We start from the raw sequence: 25,728 nt of genomic DNA on the forward strand, positions 1-25,728 counted from the left end.
TAGAAAATTCAGAAAATTTCTTCTTTTCTCTTGAAAAATTTTGAAAAAATGGTATGATAGTAACAAGTTATTTTTAAGAGAAGAGAAAGGGGAACAATGGAGAAAATCAGTTTAGAATCTCCTAAGACGGGGTCGGACCTAGTTTTGGAAACACTTCGTGATTTAGGAATTGATACCATCTTTGGTTATCCTGGTGGTGCAGTCTTGCCTTTTTATGATGCGATATATAATTTTAAAGGCATTCGCCACATTCTAGGACGCCATGAGCAAGGTTGTCTGCATGAAGCTGAAGGTTATGCCAAATCAACTGGAAAGTTGGGTGTTGCCGTCGTCACTAGCGGACCGGGAGCAACAAATGCCATTACAGGGATTGCGGATGCCATGAGCGACAGTGTTCCCCTTTTGGTCTTTACAGGACAGGTTGCGCGAGCAGGGATTGGGAAGGATGCCTTTCAGGAGGCAGACATCGTGGGAATTACCATGCCAATCACTAAGTACAATTACCAAGTTCGTGAGACGGCAGATATTCCGCGTATCATTACGGAAGCTGTCCATATCGCAACTACAGGTCGACCAGGGCCAGTCGTAATTGACCTACCTAAAGATGTATCTGCTTTGGAAACAGAATTCATTTATTCACCAGAAGTGAACCTACCAAGCTATCAGCCGACTCTTGAGCCAAATGATATGCAAATCAAGAAAATCTTGAAGCAATTATCCAAGGCTAAAAAGCCAGTCTTGCTAGCTGGTGGGGGGATTAGTTATGCTGAAGCAGCTGCAGAATTAAATGAATTTGCAGAACGCTATCAAATTCCAGTGGTAACCAGTCTTTTGGGACAAGGAACGATTGCAACGAGTCATCCACTCTTCCTTGGAATGGGAGGCATGCACGGGTCATTCGCAGCTAATATTGCCATGACGGAAGCTGATTTTATGATTAGTATTGGTTGTCGTTTCGATGACCGCTTGACGGGGAATCCTAAGACCTTTGCTAAGAATGCTAAGGTTGCTCACATTGATATTGATCCAGCCGAGATTGGCAAGATTATCAGTGCAGATATTCCTGTAGTTGGAGATGCTAAGAAAGCTTTGCAAATGTTGTTGGCTGAACCAACCGTTCATAACAATACTGAGAAATGGATTGAAAAAGTCACTAAAGACAAGAACCGCGTTCGTTCTTATGATAAGAAAGAACGTGTGGTTCAACCTCAGGCCGTTATTGAACGAATTGGTGAATTGACGAACGGAGATGCCATTGTAGTAACAGACGTTGGTCAACACCAAATGTGGACGGCTCAGTATTATCCTTACCAAAATGAACGTCAGTTAGTGACTTCAGGTGGTTTAGGAACCATGGGATTTGGAATCCCAGCAGCAATCGGTGCTAAAATTGCTAACCCAGATAAGGAAGTAGTCTTGTTTGTTGGGGATGGTGGTTTCCAAATGACTAATCAGGAATTGGCTATTTTGAACATTTACAAGGTGCCAATCAAGGTGGTTATGCTGAACAACCACTCACTTGGAATGGTTCGCCAATGGCAGGAATCCTTCTATGAAGGTAGAACGTCAGAGTCAGTCTTTGATACCCTTCCTGATTTCCAATTGATGGCACAAGCTTATGGCATTAAAAACTATAAGTTTGACAATCCTGAGACCTTGGCTCAAGACCTTGAAGTCATTACTGAGAATGTTCCTATGCTAATCGAGGTAGATATTTCTCGTAAGGAACAAGTGCTACCAATGGTACCAGCTGGTAAGAGTAATCATGAGATGTTGGGGGTGAAGTTCCATGCGTAGAATGTTAACAGCAAAACTACAAAATCGTTCAGGAGTCCTCAATCGCTTTACCGGTGTCCTGTCTCGTCGTCAGGTTAATATTGAAAGCATCTCTGTTGGAGCAACAGAAGATCCGAATGTATCGCGTATCACCATTATTATTGATGTGGCTTCACATGATGAAGTGGAGCAAATCATTAAGCAGCTCAATCGTCAGATTGATGTGATTCGCATTCGAGATATTACGGATAAACCACACTTGGAGCGCGAGGTGATTTTGGTTAAGATGTCAGCGCCAGCAGAGAAGCGTGCTGAGATTCTAGCGATTATTCAACCTTTCCGTGCAACAGTGGTAGACGTAGCGCCAAGCTCGATTACCATTCAGATGACAGGAAATGCTGAAAAGAGTGAAGCTCTATTGCGAGTCATTCGACCATACGGTATTCGCAATATTGCTCGAACTGGTGCAACTGGATTTACCCGCGATTAATACTCTTCGAAAATCTCTTCAAATCACGTCAGCTTTGCCTTGCCGTAGGTATATGTTACTGACTCCGTCAGTCTTATTTACAACCTCAAAGCAGTGCTTTGAGCAGCCTGCGGCTAGCTTCCTAATTTGCTCTTTGATTTTCATAGAGTATAAAAATATTTTAAATTTGTTAATCCAGCCTAAAAGGCAATAAATAATAGAAAAGAGAGAAAAAACTATGGCAGTTCAAATGGAATATGAAAAAGATGTTAAAGTAGCAGCACTTGACGGTAAAAAAATCGCCGTTATCGGTTATGGTTCACAAGGACATGCGCATGCTCAAAACTTGCGTGACTCAGGTCGTGATGTCATCATCGGTGTACGTCCAGGTAAATCTTTTGACAAAGCAAAAGAAGATGGATTTGACACTTACACAGTAGCAGAAGCTACTAAATTGGCTGATGTTATCATGATTTTGGCACCAGACGAAATCCAACAAGAATTGTACGAAGCAGAAATCGCTCCAAACTTGGAAGCTGGAAACGCAGTTGGATTTGCTCATGGTTTCAACATTCACTTTGAATTTATCAAAGTACCTGCAGATGTAGATGTCTTCATGTGTGCTCCTAAAGGACCAGGACACTTGGTACGTCGTACTTATGAAGAAGGATTTGGAGTTCCAGCTCTTTACGCAGTATACCAAGATGCAACAGGAAATGCTAAAAACATTGCTATGGACTGGTGTAAAGGTGTTGGAGCTGCACGTGTAGGTCTTCTTGAAACAACTTACAAAGAAGAAACTGAAGAAGATTTGTTTGGTGAACAAGCTGTACTTTGCGGTGGTTTGACTGCCCTTATCGAAGCTGGTTTCGAAGTCTTGACAGAAGCAGGCTACGCCCCAGAATTGGCTTACTTTGAAGTTCTTCACGAAATGAAATTGATCGTTGACTTGATCTACGAAGGTGGATTCAAGAAAATGCGTCAATCTATTTCAAACACTGCTGAATACGGTGACTATGTATCAGGTCCACGTGTAATCACTGAACAAGTAAAAGAAAATATGAAGGCTGTCTTGGCAGATATCCAAAATGGTAAATTTGCAAATGACTTTGTAAATGACTATAAAGCTGGACGTCCAAAATTGACTGCTTACCGTGAACAAGCAGCTAACCTTGAAATTGAAAAAGTTGGTGCAGAATTGCGTAAAGCAATGCCATTCGTTGGTAAAAACGACGATGATGCATTCAAAATCTATAACTAATTGATAGAAATTAAGGTGAAGGCGAGTTGGGGGACTAACTCGCTTTTATAATCAATTCATCTCTTTTTTAAGAGGATGGATTGTGATAGTATGAGATAGTCTAGGAGAAAATGATGTTAAGTTCAAAAGATATAATCAAGGCTCACAAGGTCTTGAATGGTGTGGTTGTGAATACCCCACTGGATTACGACCATTATTTATCGGAGAAGTATGGTGCTAAGATTTATTTGAAAAAAGAAAATGCCCAACGTGTTCGCTCTTTTAAAATTCGTGGTGCCTATTATGCCATTTCCCAGCTCAGCAAGGAAGAACGTGAGCGTGGGGTAGTCTGCGCTTCTGCGGGGAATCATGCGCAGGGAGTTGCCTATACTTGCAATGAAATGAAGATTCCTGCAACTATTTTCATGCCAATTACTACTCCGCAACAAAAGATTGGTCAGGTTCGCTTTTTTGGTGGGGACTTCGTGACTATTAAATTAGTTGGAGATACTTTTGATGCCTCAGCCAAAGCAGCTCAAGAATTTACAGTCTCTGAAAATCGTACCTTTATTGATCCTTTTGATGATGCCCATGTTCAGGCTGGTCAAGGGACCGTTGCTTATGAGATTTTAGAAGAAGCTCGAAAAGAATCGATTGATTTTGATGCTGTCTTAGTTCCTGTTGGAGGTGGCGGTCTCATTGCTGGGGTTTCTACCTATATCAAGGAAACAAGTCCAGAAATTGAAGTCATCGGAGTAGAGGCTAATGGGGCACGTTCCATGAAAGCTGCCTTTGAAGCTGGTGGACCTGTTAAACTCAAAGAAATTGACAAATTTGCGGATGGGATTGCTGTACAAAAGGTAGGTCAATTGACCTATGAAGCAACTCGTCAATATGTTCAAACCTTAGTAGGTGTCGATGAGGGATTGATTTCTGAAACCTTGATTGACCTTTACTCTAAGCAAGGGATTGTCGCAGAACCTGCTGGAGCGGCTAGTATCGCCTCTTTAGAGGTTTTAGCTGAATATATCAAGGGGAAAACCATTTGTTGTATCATTTCTGGAGGAAATAATGATATCAACCGTATGCCGGAAATGGAAGAGCGTGCCTTGATTTATGATGGGATCAAGCATTACTTTGTGGTTAATTTTCCACAGCGGCCGGGGGCTTTGCGTGAGTTTGTAAATGATATCTTGGGGCCAAATGATGATATCACACGTTTTGAGTATATCAAACGAGCTAGCAAGGGGACAGGCCCAGTATTGATTGGGATTGCCTTGGCAGATAAGCATGATTATGCAGGCTTGATTCGTCGAATGGAAGGTTTTGATCCATCTTATATTAACTTAAATGGTAATGAAACGCTCTATAATATGCTTGTCTGAGGACTAATAAAAAAATATCATATTATTTGCACAACTGATGTATAGGTGCTATAATGAGGGTGAAGAAAGGGGGCGATTCCTATGGACTTAGGAAATCGATTACGCTATTTCTATCACAAGTCATTATAGTACCTATTATTTTTTGATTCAGTTTATAGTAAGGGAGTAAAATTACTTGTTATATATAAGGCGTATTTTTAGAATCCACTATTTTATATATGTCTAATCTGAAATTTGGTTAAATATAATAGGAATTAGAAAAAATAATCAATACTAATGAGAAGCCTTATACTGAGTTAACTGAGAAGAGTGATAAGATACTAAGAAGATAAAAACAGTGGAAAATGTTAGAAGATAGGATACTATTGTCTCCTAACTACTCATCTTTTTATAGGTTTGAAGAAATAAAAAGGAATATTGATAAAGTAAATAAATAGTACCAGTTGATCAAGTGAAAAGTGCTTATAAAGGCAGGAAGAATATCAAAGAAGGAGAAGAGAAATAATAGTTAGTAATAGTGTGGAGAGAAAGTCTTTCACTATTAGAAATATTGTTTTAAAGTTGGATAAATAGAATAAAGTTGAAGATAAAACCTGTCTAACCTATCCCGAACTGGCATTTGTAAATTATGAATATTTTTACAAACAAAAGAGTTAATAATACAATTATTTTAAAGGTATTTACTAATGGTTTATAGTAATTAAAAACCTATATATTATAGGCTTTAATAAGATAGTAACAGAAAAATAAATCATTAATTTTATTGAATATATGTTTTTTTATTGACAAAACACATAAAAACGTATACAATTAAATATCGTAAAGAAGAAAATAGGAGAAGGACATGGCTAAGTCAAACTTTGAAAAAGTAGAATCAGTTGTTGGCTGGGTTCGTGATAAGAAGATCACAGGCTACCGTATCTCTAAAGAAACGAATGCGCGTGAAATGTCTATCATTGCTCTAGCGCAGGGGCGTGCAAAAGTAAAAAATATTTCGTTTGAAACGGCTCTAGGTTTAATTGATTTCTATGATAAAAATCATGAAAAATTTGAAGATTAATCTTTGGATAATGGTGGATTCTTGAATAGGGTCTGCCTTTTCATTTTGATACTCAATGAAAATCGGCTCTTTGTCAACTGTAGTGGGTTGAAGAGATTTTCGAAGAGTATGAGGACAGCAAAAAGACTGCACGATTTATGCAGCCTTTTCTTTTTATTTGAGATAGCGTTGAAGGAATTCTTTTGTACGGTCTTCTTTAGGATTAGTGAAGAGGTCTTCTGGTTTGCCTTCTTCAGCAATCACACCTTTATCCATAAAGATAACACGGTGAGAGACATCACGGGCGAATTCCATTTCGTGAGTTACGACAATCATAGTCAAGCCTTCTTGAGCCAGGTCCTGCATGATTTTGAGGACTTCTCCAACCATTTCTGGATCGAGAGCTGATGTTGGTTCATCAAAGAGAATAGCATCCGGATTCATGGAGAGGGCACGAGCGATGGCCACACGTTGTTTTTGACCACCTGAGAGTTGTTTTGGTTTCGCTTGCCAGTAGCGTTCTCCCATGCCGACCTTTTCCAGGTTTTCTTTGGCAATCTTTTCAGCTTCTGTACGTTCGCGTTTAAGGACAGTTGTCTGAGCGACAATTGTGTTTTCAAGAACGTTGAGATTTTCAAAGAGGTTAAAGGATTGGAACACCATCCCCAACTTTTCACGGTATTGCGTGAGATCATAGCCTTTTTCGAGGACGTTTTGTCCATGATAAAGAATTTGTCCATCAGTTGGTGTTTCAAGAAGGTTAATGGAGCGTAGGAAGGTCGATTTCCCGCTTCCAGAGCTTCCGATGATAGAGATGACCTCTCCCTTATGGACAGTGAGAGAAATGTCTTTTAGTACTTCGTTTTGTCCATAGGATTTTTTGAGGTGTTTAATTTCAAGGATTGCTTGTGTCATTATTTCAAATCCTCCGTTTGCATTTGGTTAGCACCTGTAGTATAGGTATCCATGTCCATGCGGCGTTCGATGAAGCGTAGGATACGTGTTACGGTGAAGGTGAGGACAAAGTAAATCACGGCGATGATTGTAAATGTCTGGAAGTATTGATAGGTTTGTGTTGCCACGGTATTTCCTGAGAAATAAAGTTCGACAACAGAGATAACGTTCAATACAGATGTATCTTTGATATTGATGACAAATTCATTACCAGTTGCTGGTAGGATGTTACGGACAACCTGAGGTAGGACAATCTTACGCATGGTTTGGCTATGGGTCATACCAAGAGCAGTAGCGGCTTCAAATTGTCCCTTGTCAACTGCTAGGATACCACCACGGACGATTTCAGTCATGTAGGCTCCGGTGTTGATTGAAACGATGAAGATAGCAGCCAGTGTACGGTCAAGGTTGATACCGAAAGCTTGGGCAGTTCCATAGTAGATAACCATCGATTGAACGATCATTGGAGTACCACGGAAAATTTCAATGTAGACGTTGAGGATCCAGCCGACTAGTTTTTGTAGACCATAAATGGCTTTATTCTCAGATAGAGGAGCAGTACGGAAAACACCAATGGCAAGCCCAATAATGAGACCTGTGATGGTTCCGACGATAGAAATCAAAAGAGTGACACCAGCACCACGCAAGAGTTGTTGCCAGTTTTCAGAAAGAATTTTAGTGACTTGGCTAAAGAAACTACTGCTAGTCTCTTCAGTTGTTGTAGCTTCGGCAGGTTGTTCCTTGATCATACGATCCATTAGGGCAACTTGCTCATCTTTTGAAATGGTTTCAATGCTGGCATTGATTTGGCTAATACGAGTGTCATCTTTACGAAGTCCGATGGCGATAGCTGTATCTTCTTCTCCAGTTTTGAAACCTGGTTCTACTTGAACCATCTTGAACTTAGAGTTAGCAGCTTCAGCGGTCAGAGCTTCTGGGCGTTCAGAAACATAGGCATCGATGACACCAGCTTCAAGAGCTTGGCGCATTTGAGCGAAGTCTCCCATGGCTGTTTCTTTTTTAGCACCTGGGATTTGTGCAATCAAGTCGTAAAGGTAAACACCTTGTTGAGAAGTGATTTTCGCACCATTAAAGTCATCCAAAGATTTAGCACTTGCGTAGGCAGAATCTTTTTTGACAAGCAAAACTGGTTCGCTAGTGTAGTAACTGCTTGAAAAGGCAATTTCTTGTTTACGCTCGGCAGTAGGACTCATACCTGCGATAATCATGTCAATCTTACCAGAAGTAAGGGCAGGAACTAGACCTTCCCACTTTGTTTTAACAACCAAAGGTTCTTTACCTAAGTCCTTAGCGATTTTCTTGGCGATTTGAACATCGTATCCGTTAGCATACTGGTTGGTTCCATCGATTTTGACAGCCCCATTGCTATCATCGTCCTGAGTCCAGTTAAAGGGAGCATATGCTGCTTCCATCCCGATGCGTAAATATTCATCGGCTTGGGCAACATTGACAAGTCCCAGCATCAGCAAGAGACTTGTGAAAATAGATAAGTATATTTTTCTCATGATTTCTCCTATTTCTAATCTATTAAAAAATAACTGTCTCCTATTTTATCGAAAAAAACTCTATTTTTCAATATAGGTAAGCCCTTACTTGAGAAAAAATGATATAATGATAGCAAAGATAAAAAGGGGGCTTAGTTGATGAAAAAAACTTTTTTCTTGCTGTTATTTTGTTTGTTTTGTATGTTTCCACTCTCGGTTTTTGCCATTGATTTTAAGATAAACTCTTATCAAGGAGATTTGTATATTCATGCAGACAATACGGCAGAATTTAGACAGAAGATAGTTTATCAGTTTGAGGAGGACTTTAAGGGGCAAATCGTGGGACTGGGACGTGCTGGCAAGATGCCTAGTGGATTTGACATTGACCCTCATCCAAAGGTTCAGGCATCGAAAAATGGTGATGAACTAGCAGACGTTACTAGCGAAGTGATAGAAGGCGCAGATGGTTATACTGTTAAAGTTTATAATCCAGGTCAGGAGGGTGACACAGTTGAAGTTGACCTTGTCTGGAATTTAAAGAACTTGCTTTTTCTTTATGAAGATATCGCTGAATTAAATTGGCAACCTTTAACAGACAGTTCAGGGGCTATTGGAAAGTTTGAATTTCATGTAAGGGGAGAAAAGGAGGCTGAAAAACTCTACTTCCATACAGGGAAACTCTTTAAAGAAGGAACGATTGAAAAGAGTAACCTTGATTATACTATTCGTTTAGATAATCTTCCGTCTAAGCGTGGAGTTGAATTGCATGCCTATTGGCCTCGAACTGATTTTGCTAGCGCTACGGATCAGGGCTTGAAAGGAAATCGTTTAGAAGAGTTTAATAAGATAGAAGACTCGATTGTTAGAGAAAAAGATCAGAGTATGCAGCTCGTCACTTGGGTGTTTCCTTTGATACTTTCCATTTCCTTGTTATTGAGTGTCTGCTTCTATTTTATTTATAGAAGAAAGACCACTCCTTCAGTCAAATATGCCAAAAATCATCGTCTCTATGAGCCACCAATGGAATTAGAACCAATGGTTTTATCGGAGGCTATTTACTCGACCTCCTTGGAGGAAGTGAGTCCCTTAGTCAAGGGGGCTGGCAAATTTACCTTTGACCAACTTATTCAAGCTACCTTGCTAGATGTGATAGACCGTGGGAATGTTTCTATTATTTCAGAAGGAGATGCAGTTGGCTTGAGACTGGTGAAAGAAGATGGCTTGTCAAGTTTTGAGATAGACTGTCTAAATCTGGCCTTTTCAGGCAAAAAAGAAGCAACTCTTTCCAATTTGTTTGCGGATTACAAGGTATCTGATAGTCTTTATCGTAGAGCAAAAGCCTCTGATGAAAAACGGATTCAAGCAAAGGGGCTTCAACTCAAATCTTCTTTTGAAGAAGTATTGAACCAGATGCAAGAAGGAGTGAGAAAACGAGTTTCCTTCTGGGGGCTCCCAGATTATTATCGTCCTTTAACTGGTGGGGAAAAGGCCTTGCAAGTGGGTATGGGACTCTCTACTATCTTGCCTTTATTTATCGGATTTGGTTTGTTCTTGTACAGTTTGGATGTTTATGGCTATCTTTACCTCCCCTTGCCAATACTTGGTTTTCTAGGTTTGGTTTTGGCTGTTTTCTATTATTGGAAGCTTCGTCTAGATAATCGTGATGGTGTCCTAAATGAAGCAGGGGCAGAAGTCTACTATCTCTGGACCAGTTTTGAAAATATGTTGCGTGAGATTGCACGATTGGATCAGGCTGAATTGGAAAGTATTGTGGTCTGGAATCGCCTCTTGGTCTATGCGACTTTATTTGGCTATGCGGACAAGGTCAGCCATTTGATGAAGGTTCATCATATCCAAGTGGAAAATCCAGATATCAACCTCTATGTAGCTTATGGTTGGCATAGTATGTTTTATCATTCAAGTGCGCAAATGAGCCATTATGCCAGCGTCGCAAACACAGCAAGTACCTATTCCGTATCTTCTGGAAGTGGAAGTTCTGGCGGTGGCTTCTCTGGAGGAGGAGGCGGTGGCAGTATCGGTGCCTTTTAAAGAGAACTGCCATATACTGAAAAAGTATGCTATAATGGAAGATAGAAAAAGGAGTAATCTATGTATCTTATTGAAATTTTAAAATCTATCTTCTTCGGGATTGTTGAAGGAATTACGGAATGGTTGCCGATTTCGAGTACAGGTCACTTGATTTTAGCAGAGGAGTTTATCCAATACCAAAATCAAAATGAAGCCTTTATGTCCATGTTTAATGTCGTGATTCAGCTTGGTGCTATTTTAGCGGTTATGGTCATTTACTTTAACAAGCTCAATCCTTTCAAATCGACTAAGGATAAGCAGGAAGTTCGTAAGACTTGGAGACTGTGGTTGAAGGTCTTGGTTGCCACTTTGCCTTTACTTGCCGTCTTTAAATTTGATGATTGGTTTGATACCCACTTCCATAACATGGTTTCTGTTGCTCTCATGTTGATTATCTATGGGATTGCCTTTATCTATTTGGAAAAGCGCAATGAAGCGCGTGCTATAGAGCCAAGTGTAACAGAGTTGGACAAACTTCCTTATACGACAGCATTCTATATCGGACTCTTCCAAGTTCTTGCCCTTTTACCAGGAACTAGCCGTTCAGGAGCGACTATTGTCGGTGGTTTGTTAAATGGAACCAGTCGTTCTGTTGTAACGGAATTTACCTTCTATCTTGGAATTCCAGTTATGTTTGGAGCTAGCGCCTTAAAGATTTTCAAATTTGTAAAAGCAGGACAACTTTTGGACTTCGGGCAATTGTTCTTGCTCTTGGTTGCCATGGGAGTCGCTTTTGCAGTCAGCATGGTCGCTATTCGCTTCTTGACCAGTTATGTGAAAAAACACGACTTTACCCTTTTTGGTAAATACCGTATCGTGCTTGGTAGTATCTTGTTGCTTTATAGCTTTGTCCGTTTATTTGTATGAGAAAAACCTTGAAGGGGCAGCTCTTCAAGGTTTTATACTCTTCGAAAATCAAATTCAAACCGCGTCAGCTTCGCCTTGCCGTACTCAAGTACAGCCTGCGGCTAGCTTCCTAGTTTGCTCTTTGATTTTTCATTGAGTATTAAAATCCAGTCACGGTAATTCCCAACAGGCGGACGCCTTTTTCTTTCTCGTCCAACTCTTCATAGAGTTGCAGGGCTATTTGGCTGATCTGACTAGCATCCTGCGTTTTTTGATCCAGACTTTTTCGTTTAGTCAGAGTTGAAAAGTCTTCGTAGCGGATTTTCAGAATGACAATTTTTCCAGCTTTTTCTTGTTGACTGAGATTGAGAGCGACTCTTTCTGATAGGAGAGTCAGCTCTTTTTTGATGTCTTCCTCGGCACGGAGAATTTTTCCATAGGTTTTCTCTTTCCCGATTGATTTACGGATACGATTGGATTTGACCGGGGAATTGTGAATACCACGAGCCTTTCGATAAAGGTCATAGCCCAGTCTGCCAAAACGGTCTATCAGGGTCACTTCAGGGACTTCAAGCAAATCAGCGCCGGTAAAAACACCCATTTGATGAAGTCTTTCCACCGTCTTTTTTCCTACTCCATGAAACTTGGAAATATCCATTTGTTTGAGGAAATCCTCAGCCTGGTCAGGTAAAATCACTGTCAGACCATGTGGCTTTTGATAATCGCTGGCCATTTTAGCTAAGAATTTGTTGTAGGAGACGCCTGCGGAAGCAGTCAGGTGTAGTTCCTGCCAGATATCCTCTTGAATGAGACGAGCAATTTTGACCGCTGACTTGATACCGAGTTTATTTTCTGTCACATCTAAATAGGCTTCGTCAATGCTCATGGGTTCAATCAAATCTGTATAACGCTTAAAGATAGCTCGAATCTGGAGGCCCACAGTCTTGTATTTCTCATAATTCCCTGAGATAAAGACGGCCTGGGGACAACGCTCATAGGCTTCTTTGGAACTCATGGCTGAATGGACACCAAAAGCTCGCGCCTCATAGCTACAAGTGGAAACGACACCACGCCCACCTGTTTGTCGAGGGTCGCTACCGATAATGACAGGTTTTCCTCTGAGTTTAGGATTATCTCTGATTTCGACCGCAGCAAAAAAGGCATCCATGTCAATATGGATGATTTTTCTTGACAAATCATTTAATAAAGGAAAAATCAACATGTCTGGTCCCCTTTTTACTGCTTATTTTCTTTTATTATACCCTTTTTTCTGAAAAAAAGAAAAAAGGCTTTAATTTTTTCAAAAATATAATACAGTTTGGGATAAAATATAGACTGTTTTAGAAAAGAAAGTGTAAAAATAGGGATTTATCACTTGTTGAAATCGGTTACTGTATGGTATACTTGTCTCATGAATGTAACAGATGGATGTTACTAGAAAGAAAAAAGAGGACATTAACATGGTTGTTAAGACAGTTGTTGAAGCACAAGATATTTTTGACAAAGCTTGGGAAGGCTTCAAAGGCGTAGATTGGAAAGAAAAAGCAAGTGTGTCACGCTTTGTACAAGCTAACTACACACCTTATGACGGAGACGAAAGCTTCCTTGCAGGACCAACAGAACGTTCACTTCACATCAAAAAAATTGTAGAAGAAACTAAGGCTCACTACGAAGAAACTCGTTTCCCAATGGACACTCGTCCAACTTCTATCGCTGATATCCCTGCAGGATTTATCGATAAAGAAAACGAAGTTATCTTTGGTATCCAAAATGACGAACTCTTCAAATTGAACTTCATGCCAAAAGGTGGTATCCGTATGGCTGAAACCACTTTGAAAGAAAATGGATACGAACCAGACCCAGCTGTTCACGAAATCTTCACTAAATACGTAACAACAGTTAACGACGGTATCTTCCGCGCTTACACTTCAAACATTCGTCGCGCTCGTCACGCTCACACTGTAACTGGTCTTCCAGATGCATACTCACGCGGACGTATTATCGGTGTTTACGCACGTCTTGCTCTTTACGGTGCAGACTACTTGATGCAAGAAAAAGTAAACGACTGGAATGCAATCGAAGAAATCGATGAAGAAACAATCCGTCTTCGTGAAGAAATCAACCTTCAATACCAAGCATTGCAACAAGTTGTTCGCTTGGGTGACCTTTACGGAGTTGACGTTCGCAAACCAGCGATGAACGTTAAAGAAGCAATCCAATGGGTTAACATCGCCTTCATGTCTGTCTGCCGTGTTATCAACGGTGCTGCTACATCTCTAGGACGTGTGCCAATCGTATTGGACATCTTTGCAGAACGTGACCTTGCTCGTGGTACATTTACTGAATCAGAAATCCAAGAATTCGTTGATGATTTCGTTATGAAACTTCGTACAGTTAAATTTGCTCGTACAAAAGCTTATGACCAATTGTACTCAGGTGACCCAACTTTCATCACAACTTCTATGGCTGGTATGGGTAACGACGGTCGTCACCGTGTTACTAAGATGGACTACCGTTTCTTGAACACTCTTGACAATATCGGTAACTCTCCAGAACCAAACTTGACAGTTCTTTGGACTGACAAATTGCCATACAACTTCCGTCGCTACTGTATGCATATGAGCCACAAACACTCTTCTATCCAATACGAAGGTGTTACAACAATGGCCAAAGACGGATACGGTGAAATGAGCTGTATCTCATGCTGTGTGTCTCCACTTGACCCAGAAAATGAAGAACAACGCCACAACATCCAGTACTTCGGTGCACGTGTAAATGTATTGAAAGCTCTTCTTACTGGTTTGAACGGTGGTTACGACGATGTTCACAAAGACTACAAAGTATTTGACATCGAACCAATCCGTGACGAAGTTCTTGAATTCGAATCAGTTAAAGAAAACTTTGAAAAATCTCTTGACTGGTTGACTGATACTTACGTAGATGCTTTGAACATCATCCACTACATGACTGATAAGTACAACTACGAAGCTGTTCAAATGGCCTTCTTGCCAACTAAACAACGTGCGAACATGGGATTCGGTATCTGTGGATTTGCTAACACTGTTGATACATTGTCAGCTATCAAATACGCTACAGTTAAACCAATCCGTGACGAAAATGGCTACATCTACGATTACGAAACAATCGGTGAATACCCACGTTGGGGTGAAGATGATCCTCGTTCAAACGAATTGGCAGAATGGTTGATTGAAGCTTACACAACTCGTCTACGTAGCCACAAACTTTACAAAGATGCAGAAGCTACAGTATCACTTTTGACAATCACATCTAACGTTGCTTACTCTAAACAAACTGGTAACTCACCAGTCCACAAAGGTGTATACCTCAACGAAGATGGTTCTGTGAACTTGTCTAAACTTGAATTCTTCTCACCAGGTGCTAACCCATCTAATAAAGCTAAAGGTGGATGGTTGCAAAACTTGAACTCACTTTCTAGCCTTGACTTTAGTTACGCAGCTGATGGTATCTCATTGACTACACAAGTTTCACCTCGCGCGCTTGGTAAGACTCGTGACGAACAAGTTGATAACTTGGTAACAATCCTTGATGGTTACTTCGAAAACGGTGGACAACACGTTAACTTGAACGTTATGGACTTGAACGATGTTTACGAAAAGATCATGTCAGGTGAAGACGTTATCGTACGTATCTCTGGATACTGTGTAAACACTAAATACCTCACTCCAGAACAAAAAACTGAATTGACACAACGTGTCTTCCACGAAGTTCTTTCAATGGATGATGCATTGAGCTAATCAATTAACTTGAATAAGGAAAAGGAACCCTCGGTCAAACGACTGAGGGTTATTTTTTGGACTATTAAATTCCTTAAGTCAGGTATTGAAATGTCTGACCGGGATTCAAAGATACTTGTTGAGTTGCGGGAGGTATTTGATATTCAATGAAAATCAAAGAGCAAACTAGGAAGCTAGCCGCAGGTTGCTCAAAGCACCGCTTTGAGGTTGTAGATAAGACTGACAAAGTCAGTCACACATATACGGCAAGGCGAAGCTGACGTGGTTTGAATTTTATTTTCGAAGAGTATGAAAATAAAAATACCACACTTTGTAAGACACAAGGTGTGGTTGTATTTTATCTCTTAGACCAAGTTCTCTTCATAAAGAGAAGTAGGATTGGGTAAATCTCTAATCGACCTGCAATCATTGCAAAGGAGAGAAGAATTTTTGAGATAGGACTAAAGATTGAGAAGCTAGAAGTGGTTCCTAGAATAGGTCCGATATTATTGAAACAGCTAAAGACAGCGCTGGTCACAACCAGAAAATCATTGCTATCTAGGCTGACAATAAAGATAAGGGATAGCAAAATCATAGAATAGATGACAAAGTACTTGAGAATCTTATGCTGGGTATCTTTGTCAATTACCGTTTTATTAACATGGAGGGTCAAAACACGGTGGGGTGATAGAATTGACAAAATCTGATTTTTAGCAATTTTTGAAAGGATAAGGCCTCGAATAACCTTGAGTCCACCTGCGGTTGAACCAGCAGAACCACCGATTCCCATAAGGAAGAGAAGGATAAACTGGGAGAAGAGGGGCCAGTTGGTAATGTCTCCGTAACCAAAACCAGTCGTTGTAATGATATTGGAAACCTGGAAGAAGGCCATTTCAAAACTCTTTGAAAATCCTGGATAGAGATAGAGGGTATTGAGGCTAATCAAGCCTGTAGAAAGCAGTACAATGACCAAGTAAGCTCGAAGTTCTTCATCTCCAAAGAAGGCTTTGACGCGACGGAGCATGAGGTAGTAGTAGAGATTGAAATTTACCCCAAAAACCAAAACTCCGATACTAACTAGATAGGTAATCAGTGAGCTACCATAGTGGGCGATTCCATCGTTATAGACTGTAAAACCTCCTGTACCTGCTGTTCCCATGGCAATGACAAAACTATCAAATAGGGGCATGCCAGCCAGATAATAGATGATGACAAAGAGGGAGAAGAGAGCTAGATAAAGGAGATAGAGAATCTGGGCAGTATTTTTGAGTTTGGATACAACCTTGCCAAAAACAGGGCCAGGAACCTCAGCTTTCATCACTTCTAGGTGGCTATTCTTGGCATTGTCCATAATAGCAAGTGCAAAAACAAGCACTCCCATCCCTCCAATCAAGTGGGTAAAACTTCGCCAGAAGAGGAGGGAACGACTGAGAACCGAAACGTCGTTCAGAATAGTTGCTCCAGTAGTTGTAAAGCCAGAACTGATTTCAAAAAAGGCATCGATAACGCTGGGAATTTGCTTAGCAAAAACAAAGGGGAGACCGCCAAAGAAGGACCAAAGGATCCAACAGAGGGCAACAATCAAGACTCCCTCCTTGGCATAAATCCGTTGATTTTTGGGCTTTTGTAAAATTCCTGAACCGCCTAGTAATACGAGAATCCCTATTGTTGAAAAGAGGGCCGTAAAGACTTGGCTCGATTCACGGTAATAGACAGCAACAGCTACAGGAACCAAAAGAAGAACAGCTTCAATCAAAAGTAATTTTGAAAGGAGGTAACGAATCATACTTTTATTCATTTCTTACCTCGCGATCAAGTCATAAATCTTGGTGATGTTTGGCAACAAGGTTGTTACTAGGAGCTTGTCTCCAACTTCCAACATATCCTCCCCAGTAGGGAAAATAGTCTTGCCCTTTCGAATGATGGCTGCTATAAGAACCCCTTTTTTTAGTTTTAGTTGAGAAAGAGGTTTGGAAGTCATTTTATTAGCTTCCTTGATATGAAATTGCAGGGTTTCGATTTGGCCATTGGCTAGATGGTGCATGGCCTGAAGGTCTGAATACTGGGCATTAACCCGACCACGAATAAAGTGCATAATCGTATCTACAGCGATGCTTTTAGGTGTGATGATACTTGAAAAATCAGGCGCATTGATAATTTCGAGGAGACTGGTACGATTGACCTTGGTGATATTTTTTTGTACACCTACCCTGTCAAGGAACATAGAGGTAATCAGATTTTCCTCATCAACCCCTGTTAGAGTCGCAACGGCATCATAGTTTTGAGCACTTTCTTCCAGCAGGATATCTTTTGCGGTACCATCTCCTTGAACGATGTAGAGGTTTGGGAATTTCTCGCTAAAGAAGCTAGCGATTTCAGGATTGATTTCAATAACCTTGGTATCAATACGACTGTCTTTTAGGATACCTAGTAGATAATAGGCGATTCTACCAGCTCCAACAATAAGAAGGCTCTTCACGGCACGAGATTTAAAATAATTATGGAAGAGCATCATATCAACACGGTTACCAGTGACAAAGATTCTATCTTTATCCTGTATGGTCATGTCACCGCTTGGAATGATAATTTGATGATCCCTCTCTATAGCGCAGACAATAACATTGCCAAATTTTTTACGAAAATCAGAAATGGGCATTTGGCAAAGACCGCTGGAAGATTTAACAGTGAATTCCATGAGGCTAACGCGTCCACCAAAGAAACGTTCGACAGAGAGGGCGTTGGGGAAGTCAATGATATTCGCGATAGCGCGGGCAGCCAAGAGCTCAGGGTTAACGATAAGAGAAAAACCGAGAATATTCTTTTCCTTGAAATAAGAGTTAGAATATTCAGGGTTCCGCACCCGAACGATGGTCTCTTTAGCTCCCATTTTTTTGGCTAGAACGGCTGCAATCATGTTCACTTCATCGTATTCAGTCAGGGCGATAAAGATATCACAATCCTGGACACTTGCTTGTTCAAGAATGGTGAAATCAGCTCCGTTGCCAAGGATACCCATGATATCAAAGCGATTGACAATATGATTGAGGACAGCTTCATCTTGCTCAATCAGCAAAACATCATGCTTTTCTGCAACCAAGGAGCGACAGAGGGCAAAACCAACTTTTCCCCCTCCGACAAGGATAATTTTCATATTAAAACCTACTTTTTCATGATGTAACTATCATACCTTTTTTCAAGAAAAAATGCACCTACTAGCTAATAACCAGAGCTTTTAGTAGGAAATTTGCTATAAGGTAAAACTATACCCTAAGCAATTAAAATAGCTATTAGCACCTTTCTATGAAATATGGTATGATAAAGGATATACAAGGAGATAAAATGAATAATAATTTACTGGTATTACAATCAGACTTTGGTCTGGTTGATGGTGCGGTATCGGCTATGATTGGAGTGGCTTTAGAAGAATCTCCAACCTTGAAAATCCATCACTTGACGCACGATATCACGCCTTATAATATTTTTGAGGGGAGCTACCGCCTTTTTCAGACGGTGGATTACTGGCCTGAGGGAACGACTTTTGTATCGGTTGTCGATCCAGGTGTCGGTTCGAAACGTAAGAGTGTAGTTGCCAAGACTGCAAAAAATCAATACATTGTCACACCAGACAATGGGACTCTTTCTTTTATCAAGAAACACGTTGGCATTGTAGCTATTCGTGAGATTTCTGAAGTGGCCAATAGACGGCAAAATACAGAGCATTCTTATACTTTCCATGGTCGTGATGTTTATGCCTATACTGGTGCTAAACTAGCCAGTGGTCACATTACTTTTGAGGAAGTGGGGCCAGAGCTCAGTGTGGATCAGATTGTAGAGCTTCCAGTCGTAGAGACCATCATAGAAGATCATCTGGTGAAGGGAGCAATTGATATTCTGGATGTGCGTTTTGGTTCGCTCTGGACCTCTATCACACGAGAAGAATTTTATAAGCTGGAACCAGAATTCGGTGACCGTTTTGAAGTGACCATCTATCATGCAGATATGTTGGTTTATCAAAATCAGGTTGTTTATGGCAAATCATTTGCAGATGTGAGAATTGGGCAACCCATCCTTTACATCAACTCTCTCTATCGTTTAGGTCTGGCTATAAACCAAGGTTCCTTTGCCAAGGCCTATAATGTGGGTGTCGGTTCATCTTGGACCATTGAAATAAAGAAAATAGAATTATAAAATAGGAGAATATAGATGAAAAATCAATCAATTAAACAAGTTGTTGCTATCGGTGTTGGAGCTGCGCTCTTTGTTGTCATCGGGATGATCAGCATTCCGACACCTGTTCCAAATACAAGCATCCAGCTTCAGTATGCGGTACAGAGCCTCTTATCTATCATTTTTGGCCCTCTAGTTGGTCTACTTGTTGGTTTAATCGGGCATGCGGTGAAGGACTCTCTTGCTGGTTACGGTCTTTGGTGGACTTGGATTATTGCTAGTGGTCTCTTTGGTCTAGCCGTCGGACTCTTTAGAAAATACATTCGAGTAACACAGGGTGTTTTTGAGTTGAAGGATATTGTCTTCTTTAACCTCATTCAGATTGTTGCAAATGCTCTTGTTTGGGGTGTCTTGGCACCACTTGGAGATGTTGTGATTTATCAAGAAGCGGCAGAAAAAGTATTTGCCCAAGGGATTGTTGCGGGAATTGCAAATGCTGTAACTGTAGCTATCGCAGGTACCCTTCTCTTGCTAGCTTATTCACGTACGCAGACTCGTTCAGGAAGTTTGAAAAAGGATTAACATAAGAGAAAAGGCTGGACAACCAGTCTTTTTCGATGTTTATTGATTAGTTAGGCAAGCAAGCTATGATAGGACTCTTTTTGACGCTAAGATTTTACGAGAAGAGACTGCAAGAAGGGCTTGATTTATGATAAAATAGAAGTCTAAGAAGCGAATGAAGAGAGTAAGATGAAAGAAGCTATAATTGAGTGGAAGGATTTCTCTTTCCAGTATGAAACGCAACAAGAACCAACCTTGCAAGGAGTGGACTTGACCATTTATAAGGGAGAGAAAGTCTTAATTGTTGGGCCATCTGGGTCAGGTAAGTCGACCTTGGGTCAATGTTTGAATGGGATTATTCCCAATATTTACAAGGGTCAGACGTCTGGAGAATTTTTGATTAAGGGGCAAGCAGCCTTTGATATGAGTATCTATGATAAATCTCATCTGGTTAGCACGGTTTTGCAGGATACAGATGGGCAGTTTATCGGGTTGTCCGTGGCAGAAGATTTGGCTTTTGCTCTAGAAAATGATGTAACAAGTTTAGAAGAGATGAAAAGCCGTGTTCATAAATGGGCTGAAAAGCTGGACCTTCTTTCTTTACTGTCTCAGCGTCCTCAGGATTTGTCAGGTGGACAAAAGCAGCGAGTCAGTCTGGCTGGTGTCTTGATTGATGAGAGTCCGATTCTTTTGTTTGATGAGCCACTCGCCAATCTGGATCCCAAGTCAGGTCAGGATATTATCGAATTGATTGATCAGATTCATAAGGAGGAGGGGACGACGACTCTTATTATCGAGCACCGTTTGGAGGATGTTCTGCATCGCCCTGTAGATCGGATTGTCTTGATCAATGATGGTCGTATTCTCTTTAATGGGAGTCCTGACCAGTTACTGGCGACTGATTTATTGACCCAAAATGGAATCCGAGAACCCCTTTATCTAACCACTCTCCGTCAATTGGGTGTGGATTTAGCCAAGGAAGAACAATTAGCAGATCTAGATAACTTGTCTATCTCAAAAGGTCAGGTTCAGTTGCGGACGGAACTGGTAAAAGAAACCCCAGAATTGCAGTCACTCTTTAGACTAGAGGACGTGTCGTTTTCTTATGATGATAGACCGATTTTAAAATCCATTCATTTAGATATTAAAAAGGGTGAAAAGATTGCCATTGTCGGGAAAAATGGAGCAGGGAAGTCAACTCTAGCCAAGGCTTTGAGTAGTTTTATTCAGACTGAAGGTCGCTATCTTTGGGAAGGGCAGGATATAAAAGGAGATTCTGTTGCAGAACGGGCGGAACGAGTAGGCTATGTGTTGCAAAATCCTAATCAAATGATTTCGACCAACATGATTTTTGATGAGGTGGCTCTGGGACTTCGTTTGCGAGGTGTGGACGAGCAGGAAATTGAAACGAGAGTATATGAAACCTTGAGAATTTGTGGTCTCTATGAATTCCGTAATTGGCCCATTTCTGCCCTGTCATTTGGTCAGAAAAAACGTGTCACTATTGCCTCGATTTTGGTCTTGGGGGCTGAAATTATCCTCTTAGATGAACCGACAGCAGGTCAAGACCAGAAGAATTATACTGAGATTATGGAATTTCTCGAAGAGTTGCATCAAAAAGGTCATACCATTGTCATGATTACGCATGATATGCAATTGATGCTGGATTATTCAGACCGAGCTCTTGTCATGGTGGATGGGGAATTGATTGCCGATACTGATCCAGCTAGTCTTTTGAGTAATCCTGAGTTGTTAGTAAAAGCCAACCTAAAAGAAACTTCAATCTTTAACTTGGCCAAGAAACTCGACGTGGATCCACTTGCTTTAACGGCATTTTACAAAGAAAGGAGAGAAGGATGCAAGCTAAATTAATCGGTTACCAGCATAGAGATACTGTGATTCATCGCTTGTCAGGGGCTGGGAAACTCCTCTTTTTCATTCTCGTATCATTGGCTGCCATGATTAGCTATGATACCAGACTGCTTGTTCTGATTGCTATCTTTTCGGTCTTTCTCCTCTATTTGTCAGAAATCCGTTTCAAAGATGTTTCCTTTGTAGCCGTTTTTGCGACGATATTTGCCGTTTTAAACGTTTTGATGGTCTATCTCTTTTCTCCCGAGTATGGGGTTGGACTTTACGGAGAGAGGAGTGTGATTTGGCAGGGAATCGGTGCCTACACTCTGACCAGCCAAGAGCTCTTTTATCTGCTAAATCTGGCCATTAAGTACCTTTGCACTATTCCTCTGGCTATTATCTTTTTGATGACAACCCATCCTAGTCAGTTTGCTTCCAGTTTAAATCAAATTGGTGTGCCTTACAAGATTGCCTATTCAGTCAGCCTGACTTTGCGCTATATTCCAGATTTGCAGGAAGAATTCTTTACTATCAAGATGTCTCAGGAAGCGCGTGGGATGGAATTATCCAAGAAAGCTTCTCTTATGCAACGAATCAAAGGCAATCTGCGCATTATTACGCCCTTGATTTTTAGCTCGTTAGAACGCATTGATACCATCGCGACCGCCATGGAGCTTCGGCGCTTTGGGAAAGAGAAAAAACGCACTTGGTATAGTTATCAGGCCTTGAAAAAAGGAGATTATCTTACCTTGCTCTTGGCAGCCTTGTTTTTAGTAGCTAGTTTACTACTTATCTTGCAGAATCAGGGACGATTTTACAACCCTTGGAAATAGCTTGAAAAAATTGAAAAAATCAAGTCGTTTCTATTGACAATGATTCTGAAAGTGTTATACTAAGAAAGTAGTTTCGCTGATTTACTTCAAACCTGTTGTGAGGTAAGTTAACGATGCCTTAACCACGCTGTTTGCTGAGCTTGACTCCGGGCAGTGTGGCTATTTTTTTGCAATGGTGAAAGGAAGCAAGTCATGACAAATCACATTGTATTATTTGAGCCTCAAATTCCACAAAATACAGGCAATATCGCGCGTACTTGCGCTGCGACCAATTCTCCCCTCCACATCATCAAGCCAATGGGCTTTCCTATTGACGACCGCAAGATGAAGCGAGCTGGATTGGATTATTGGGATAAGCTAGAGATTTATTTTTACGAGAGTTTGGAGGATTTCATGTCTCAGATGAAGGGCAAACTCTATCTGATTTCTAAATTCGCGGAAAAAGTCTATTCTGATGTGGATTTATCGACTAAAGAAGACCATTATTTTCTCTTTGGACGTGAAGACAAGGGTTTACCTGAGGACTTTATGCGAGAACATCCTGAGAAGGCTCTCCGTATTCCCATGAATGATGAACATGTCCGCAGTCTAAATGTGTCTAATACCGTCTGCATGATTGTCTACGAGGCTCTTCGCCAGCAGAACTTTGCAGGTCTTGAGCTTGTTCATACCTATGAAGTGGATAAATTGAAATAAAAAATGAAAATGAACAAAATGCTTGCGCTTGCAAGCGTTTTTTGTTATGATAAAAGAGTCTTCAGGGCAGGGTGTGATTCCCGACCGGCGGTAAATTTGACTAGCTATTTTAGCTTTCTCGTCGTTGTCTTGTCTCGATATACTTTAAGTATTATCTTCGACTGCGACGCCTAGATAAATCTAAAATATCTTAGCCAAATAAGTCCGCGAGCGTAAGCTGATGTGGTGAGATTCCACAACCGACAGTATAGTCTGGATGGGAGAAGACGAAAGAATAGCTTTGTCTGTTCTGATAGATTTATAGCTAAACTGTAACCGCTTGCTTAAATTTCCTTAATAGAGTGAGAGGGAACTTTTGGGATATAAAAAGTGAGAATAGATAGAGGAATCCTTTCTAACTTCTTCTGATTTTATAGAAAATTGGAGGAACCTGTTATGACAAACACACGTCGACTTTCGACCATTGCGATTTTATCAGCCATCTCATTTGTGCTGATGTACTTTGACTTTCCGCTTTTGCCAGCGGCGTCCTTCCTCAAGATCGAATTTAGTATCTTGCCAGTCCTTGTGGGCTTGGTGGTCATGGATTTGCCTGCTGCTCTAGGAATTCTCTTGCTTCGCTCACTCTTGAAATTGCTTCTTAACAGCCAGGGAGTGAATACTTACATTGGTTTGCCAATGAATATCGTAGCTTTGGGAGTTTTTGTCATCGTATTTGCTTTGATTTGGAAAAAGGAACGGACAACCCTTCGTTTCCTACTAGGCTCTCTAGCTGGGACTATTGGTTTAACCGTGGCTATGTTGGTTCTCAACTATGTTTACGCTGTTCCTCTGTACGCTAAGTTTGCTAACTTTGATATTGGAAAAATTTTGGGACTTTCCAACTACCTAATGACCATGGTATTACCTTTTAACTTGATTGAGGGTGTAATCTTTTCCGTTTCATTCTGGTTGTTGTATGTTCTCTTGAAACCAACCTTAAAACATTATGAGAGATAAACAAACATTTTTAATGAAGGGCAGTTTTGCCCTTTTACTTTTCGTTATTCTTGGCTACATGGTCAAATTTTACCCTGAAACGCTGGTCGGTTTTGACCAACCGATACAGACTGCCGTTCGAGGAGACTTGCCAGATTACTTGACTATTCTTTTCCGAGCCATCACACGCCTGATTGATATCCCAGTGATTATCACTTGGGTTGTCATCGTAGCCTTTATCTTTTATCGTAAGCGGTGGAAGATAGAAAGTTTCTTCATGCTAGGGAATTTGGCTTTGGCTGGTCTTTTAATCGTGACCTTTAAAAATATCTACCAGCGCCCACGACCAGCTATTTTACACTTGGTTGAGGAGAAGGGATTTTCCTTCCCAAGCGGCCATTCTCTGGCTGTAACCTTGCTGGTCGGTTCTCTGATTGTCATTCTCAGTCAACGGATTAAAAATCCAGTCTGGAGAAAAATCGTGCAAATCGTCCTTGGTCTCTACCTAGTCAGTGTGCTGGTATCAAGGGTCTATCTGGGAGTTCACTATCCATCAGATGTCCTTGCCAGTCTCTGTGTGGGCTTGGGAGTCCTGTTTATCGAGTTTCCCTTCTATGACAAGCTCCGATTCCAATGGCGATTTAAAGGCAAACAGAAGTGAGTATCAAATTCCCTTGAGGAGAAAGAAATGAAAGTCAACATAAAAGATCTTCATCCAACTCAACTATACTTATCAGAAAAGAAACTGGCAGGAATCCAGACACTTTATCAGTCTGTAGAACTAAACAATGTTGATCCAATTGCTATTCTTGCATTTGGAAATTGCTTGTTGATTACAGATGGGCATCACAGGGCTTATCAGGCTTTATTGGCAGGTCGGGATACGATTTCTGCTGAGTTTGATAGAGACGGCGGTGATGAACTATATCATCTCTATGCGCAAGCTTGTGAGGAAAGAAAGATTTACTCTGTTCTGGATTTAAAAAATCATATCTTACCTCAAGATGAGTATGAAGCAAAATGGTATAACTGGTGTGAGGGTTTTAATCAAGCAACAACTCTCTTATTGAAAAGGAAAGCAGATGAAACAGACCCTACAAATAGATCATGCACTGCGTCTTGTTCCTTATTATAAGGTCAATCATTGTGAGGAAGCTTTGGCTTGGTATCAGGATGTGAACTTGGTTTACCTCGTAGATGGTGTGAAGCGACCTTACAGTCCAGCGACCTTGGAAGCTATGTATTCCTATTTGGATCAGCATGGTGAGCTTTTTTGGATTGAAGTCAAGGACAAGGGAGAATGGTTTCCAATTGGGGATGTTACTCTATCTCAGGATAATCTCCCCATTGTGATTGGGAATCCCGCTTACCAACATCGAGGACTTGGGAAAAAGATTCTAAGTACTTTGATTGAATTGGCTCGAGTAAAAGGATGGAAAGAATTGAAAGTCAAGGAAATCTACACCTACAATCATACTTCTAGGAGGTGTTTCAAGTCGCTTGGATTTGTGGAAGATGGAGTAACAGAAAAAGGAACGAGTTTTATACTGAAATTAATCTAATCTAACTTGTTTTTTAACTA

Annotated in this window: 22 protein-coding genes and 1 riboswitch; of the genes, 17 read left to right on the forward strand and 5 right to left on the reverse strand. The window is 40.8% G+C overall.

What is annotated here, in order from left to right; translation table 11 throughout:
* Positions 1-96: 96 nt before the first annotated feature.
* The 5 genes from M1F55_RS01005 (at position 97) to M1F55_RS01025 (ending at position 5,930) form a co-directional block, all read left to right on the forward strand.
* Positions 97-1,797, forward strand: coding sequence for an acetolactate synthase large subunit (locus tag M1F55_RS01005; RefSeq protein ID WP_004256767.1), 1,701 nt, complete (start codon positions 97-99; stop codon positions 1,795-1,797).
* On the forward strand, positions 1,790-2,266 hold the full coding sequence (gene ilvN, locus M1F55_RS01010; protein WP_001253803.1) for an acetolactate synthase small subunit: 477 nt from the start codon (positions 1,790-1,792) through the stop codon (positions 2,264-2,266). Before M1F55_RS01005 ends, ilvN begins: the two co-directional genes overlap by 8 nt.
* 217 nt (positions 2,267-2,483) lie before the next feature.
* Positions 2,484-3,506, forward strand: coding sequence for a ketol-acid reductoisomerase (gene ilvC / locus M1F55_RS01015; RefSeq protein WP_000290683.1), 1,023 nt, complete (start codon positions 2,484-2,486; stop codon positions 3,504-3,506).
* Between the two features lie 113 nt (positions 3,507-3,619).
* The gene (ilvA, locus tag M1F55_RS01020) at positions 3,620-4,870 is read left to right on the forward strand and encodes a threonine ammonia-lyase IlvA (protein WP_004256769.1); all 1,251 of its coding nucleotides are present in this window, start codon (positions 3,620-3,622) and stop codon (positions 4,868-4,870) included.
* Positions 4,871-5,714: 844 nt separating this feature from the next.
* Positions 5,715-5,930 (forward strand): capsule biosynthesis transcriptional regulator, encoded by a 216-nt coding sequence (locus M1F55_RS01025; protein WP_001130035.1) that lies wholly within the window; start codon positions 5,715-5,717, stop codon positions 5,928-5,930.
* A 153-nt stretch (positions 5,931-6,083) separates the two neighbouring features.
* Here M1F55_RS01025 and M1F55_RS01030 read toward each other — a convergent pair whose 3' ends face one another.
* Complete coding sequence (locus M1F55_RS01030) at positions 6,084-6,824, reverse strand: amino acid ABC transporter ATP-binding protein (protein ID WP_000189477.1); 741 nt, start codon at positions 6,822-6,824, stop codon at positions 6,084-6,086.
* Positions 6,824-8,389, reverse strand: coding sequence for an ABC transporter substrate-binding protein/permease (locus M1F55_RS01035; protein WP_049516136.1), 1,566 nt, complete (start codon positions 8,387-8,389; stop codon positions 6,824-6,826). The genes M1F55_RS01030 and M1F55_RS01035 overlap by 1 nt, the downstream gene beginning before the upstream one ends.
* A 138-nt stretch (positions 8,390-8,527) precedes the next feature.
* Between M1F55_RS01035 and M1F55_RS01040 the strand changes: the two genes are divergently transcribed.
* Both M1F55_RS01040 and M1F55_RS01045 read left to right on the forward strand, forming a co-directional pair.
* Positions 8,528-10,417 carry a DUF2207 domain-containing protein gene (locus M1F55_RS01040; protein WP_049516139.1) on the forward strand — a complete coding sequence of 630 codons (1,890 nt, stop codon included), beginning with the start codon at positions 8,528-8,530 and terminating at the stop codon, positions 10,415-10,417.
* A gap of 60 nt (positions 10,418-10,477) precedes the next feature.
* Entirely contained in the window at positions 10,478-11,323 is an 846-nt protein-coding gene (locus M1F55_RS01045) for an undecaprenyl-diphosphate phosphatase (RefSeq protein WP_247947083.1), read from the forward strand.
* A gap of 139 nt (positions 11,324-11,462) precedes the next feature.
* Here M1F55_RS01045 and dinB read toward each other — a convergent pair whose 3' ends face one another.
* Positions 11,463-12,524, reverse strand: coding sequence for a DNA polymerase IV (gene dinB / locus M1F55_RS01050; protein ID WP_000904599.1), 1,062 nt, complete (start codon positions 12,522-12,524; stop codon positions 11,463-11,465).
* A gap of 238 nt (positions 12,525-12,762) precedes the next feature.
* On the opposite strand from dinB, the gene pflB reads away from it, so the two are divergent.
* Entirely contained in the window at positions 12,763-15,078 is a 2,316-nt protein-coding gene (pflB, locus tag M1F55_RS01055) for a formate C-acetyltransferase (RefSeq protein WP_000260633.1), read from the forward strand.
* A gap of 337 nt (positions 15,079-15,415) precedes the next feature.
* Here the strand turns inward: pflB and M1F55_RS01060 are convergent, their stop codons facing one another.
* Together M1F55_RS01060 and trkA are read right to left on the reverse strand one after the other, a co-directional pair.
* Entirely contained in the window at positions 15,416-16,855 is a 1,440-nt protein-coding gene (locus M1F55_RS01060; RefSeq protein WP_024056704.1) for a TrkH family potassium uptake protein, read from the reverse strand.
* A 3-nt stretch (positions 16,856-16,858) separates the two neighbouring features.
* Positions 16,859-18,208 carry a Trk system potassium transporter TrkA gene (trkA, locus tag M1F55_RS01065; RefSeq protein WP_049501845.1) on the reverse strand — a complete coding sequence of 450 codons (1,350 nt, stop codon included), beginning with the start codon at positions 18,206-18,208 and terminating at the stop codon, positions 16,859-16,861.
* Positions 18,209-18,396: 188 nt separating this feature from the next.
* Between trkA and M1F55_RS01070 the strand changes: the two genes are divergently transcribed.
* The 9 genes from M1F55_RS01070 to M1F55_RS01110 all read left to right on the forward strand — a co-directional run bounded on the left by M1F55_RS01070 (position 18,397) and on the right by M1F55_RS01110 (position 25,708).
* Complete coding sequence (locus tag M1F55_RS01070) at positions 18,397-19,245, forward strand: SAM hydrolase/SAM-dependent halogenase family protein (protein WP_049501846.1); 849 nt, start codon at positions 18,397-18,399, stop codon at positions 19,243-19,245.
* A gap of 15 nt (positions 19,246-19,260) precedes the next feature.
* On the forward strand, positions 19,261-19,806 hold the full coding sequence (locus tag M1F55_RS01075) for an ECF-type riboflavin transporter substrate-binding protein (protein ID WP_033689391.1): 546 nt from the start codon (positions 19,261-19,263) through the stop codon (positions 19,804-19,806).
* Between the two features lie 168 nt (positions 19,807-19,974).
* Positions 19,975-21,657, forward strand: a complete 1,683-nt coding sequence (locus M1F55_RS01080; protein ID WP_247947084.1) for an ABC transporter ATP-binding protein — start codon at positions 19,975-19,977, stop codon at positions 21,655-21,657.
* On the forward strand, positions 21,642-22,472 hold the full coding sequence (locus M1F55_RS01085; protein WP_247947085.1) for an energy-coupling factor transporter transmembrane component T family protein: 831 nt from the start codon (positions 21,642-21,644) through the stop codon (positions 22,470-22,472). The genes M1F55_RS01080 and M1F55_RS01085 overlap by 16 nt, the downstream gene beginning before the upstream one ends.
* 192 nt (positions 22,473-22,664) lie before the next feature.
* A complete protein-coding gene (locus M1F55_RS01090; RefSeq protein ID WP_125454401.1) occupies positions 22,665-23,168 on the forward strand; it encodes a tRNA (cytidine(34)-2'-O)-methyltransferase in 504 nt (167 codons plus the stop codon).
* 53 nt (positions 23,169-23,221) lie between these two features.
* Positions 23,222-23,440: riboswitch (FMN riboswitch) on the forward strand.
* A gap of 163 nt (positions 23,441-23,603) precedes the next feature.
* Positions 23,604-24,167 (forward strand): ECF transporter S component, encoded by a 564-nt coding sequence (locus M1F55_RS01095; RefSeq protein ID WP_000185823.1) that lies wholly within the window; start codon positions 23,604-23,606, stop codon positions 24,165-24,167.
* Positions 24,157-24,807, forward strand: a complete 651-nt coding sequence (locus M1F55_RS01100) for a phosphatase PAP2 family protein (protein ID WP_084950044.1) — start codon at positions 24,157-24,159, stop codon at positions 24,805-24,807. Before M1F55_RS01095 ends, M1F55_RS01100 begins: the two co-directional genes overlap by 11 nt.
* A 27-nt stretch (positions 24,808-24,834) precedes the next feature.
* The gene (locus M1F55_RS01105; RefSeq protein ID WP_049516154.1) at positions 24,835-25,281 is read left to right on the forward strand and encodes a ParB N-terminal domain-containing protein; all 447 of its coding nucleotides are present in this window, start codon (positions 24,835-24,837) and stop codon (positions 25,279-25,281) included.
* Positions 25,259-25,708 (forward strand): GNAT family N-acetyltransferase, encoded by a 450-nt coding sequence (locus M1F55_RS01110; protein ID WP_161800306.1) that lies wholly within the window; start codon positions 25,259-25,261, stop codon positions 25,706-25,708. The genes M1F55_RS01105 and M1F55_RS01110 overlap by 23 nt, the downstream gene beginning before the upstream one ends.
* The last annotated feature ends 20 nt before the right edge of the window (positions 25,709-25,728 follow it).

It is taken from the genome of Streptococcus mitis (assembly GCF_023109235.1).
In the GTDB taxonomy this organism is placed as follows: domain Bacteria; phylum Bacillota; class Bacilli; order Lactobacillales; family Streptococcaceae; genus Streptococcus; species Streptococcus mitis_DA.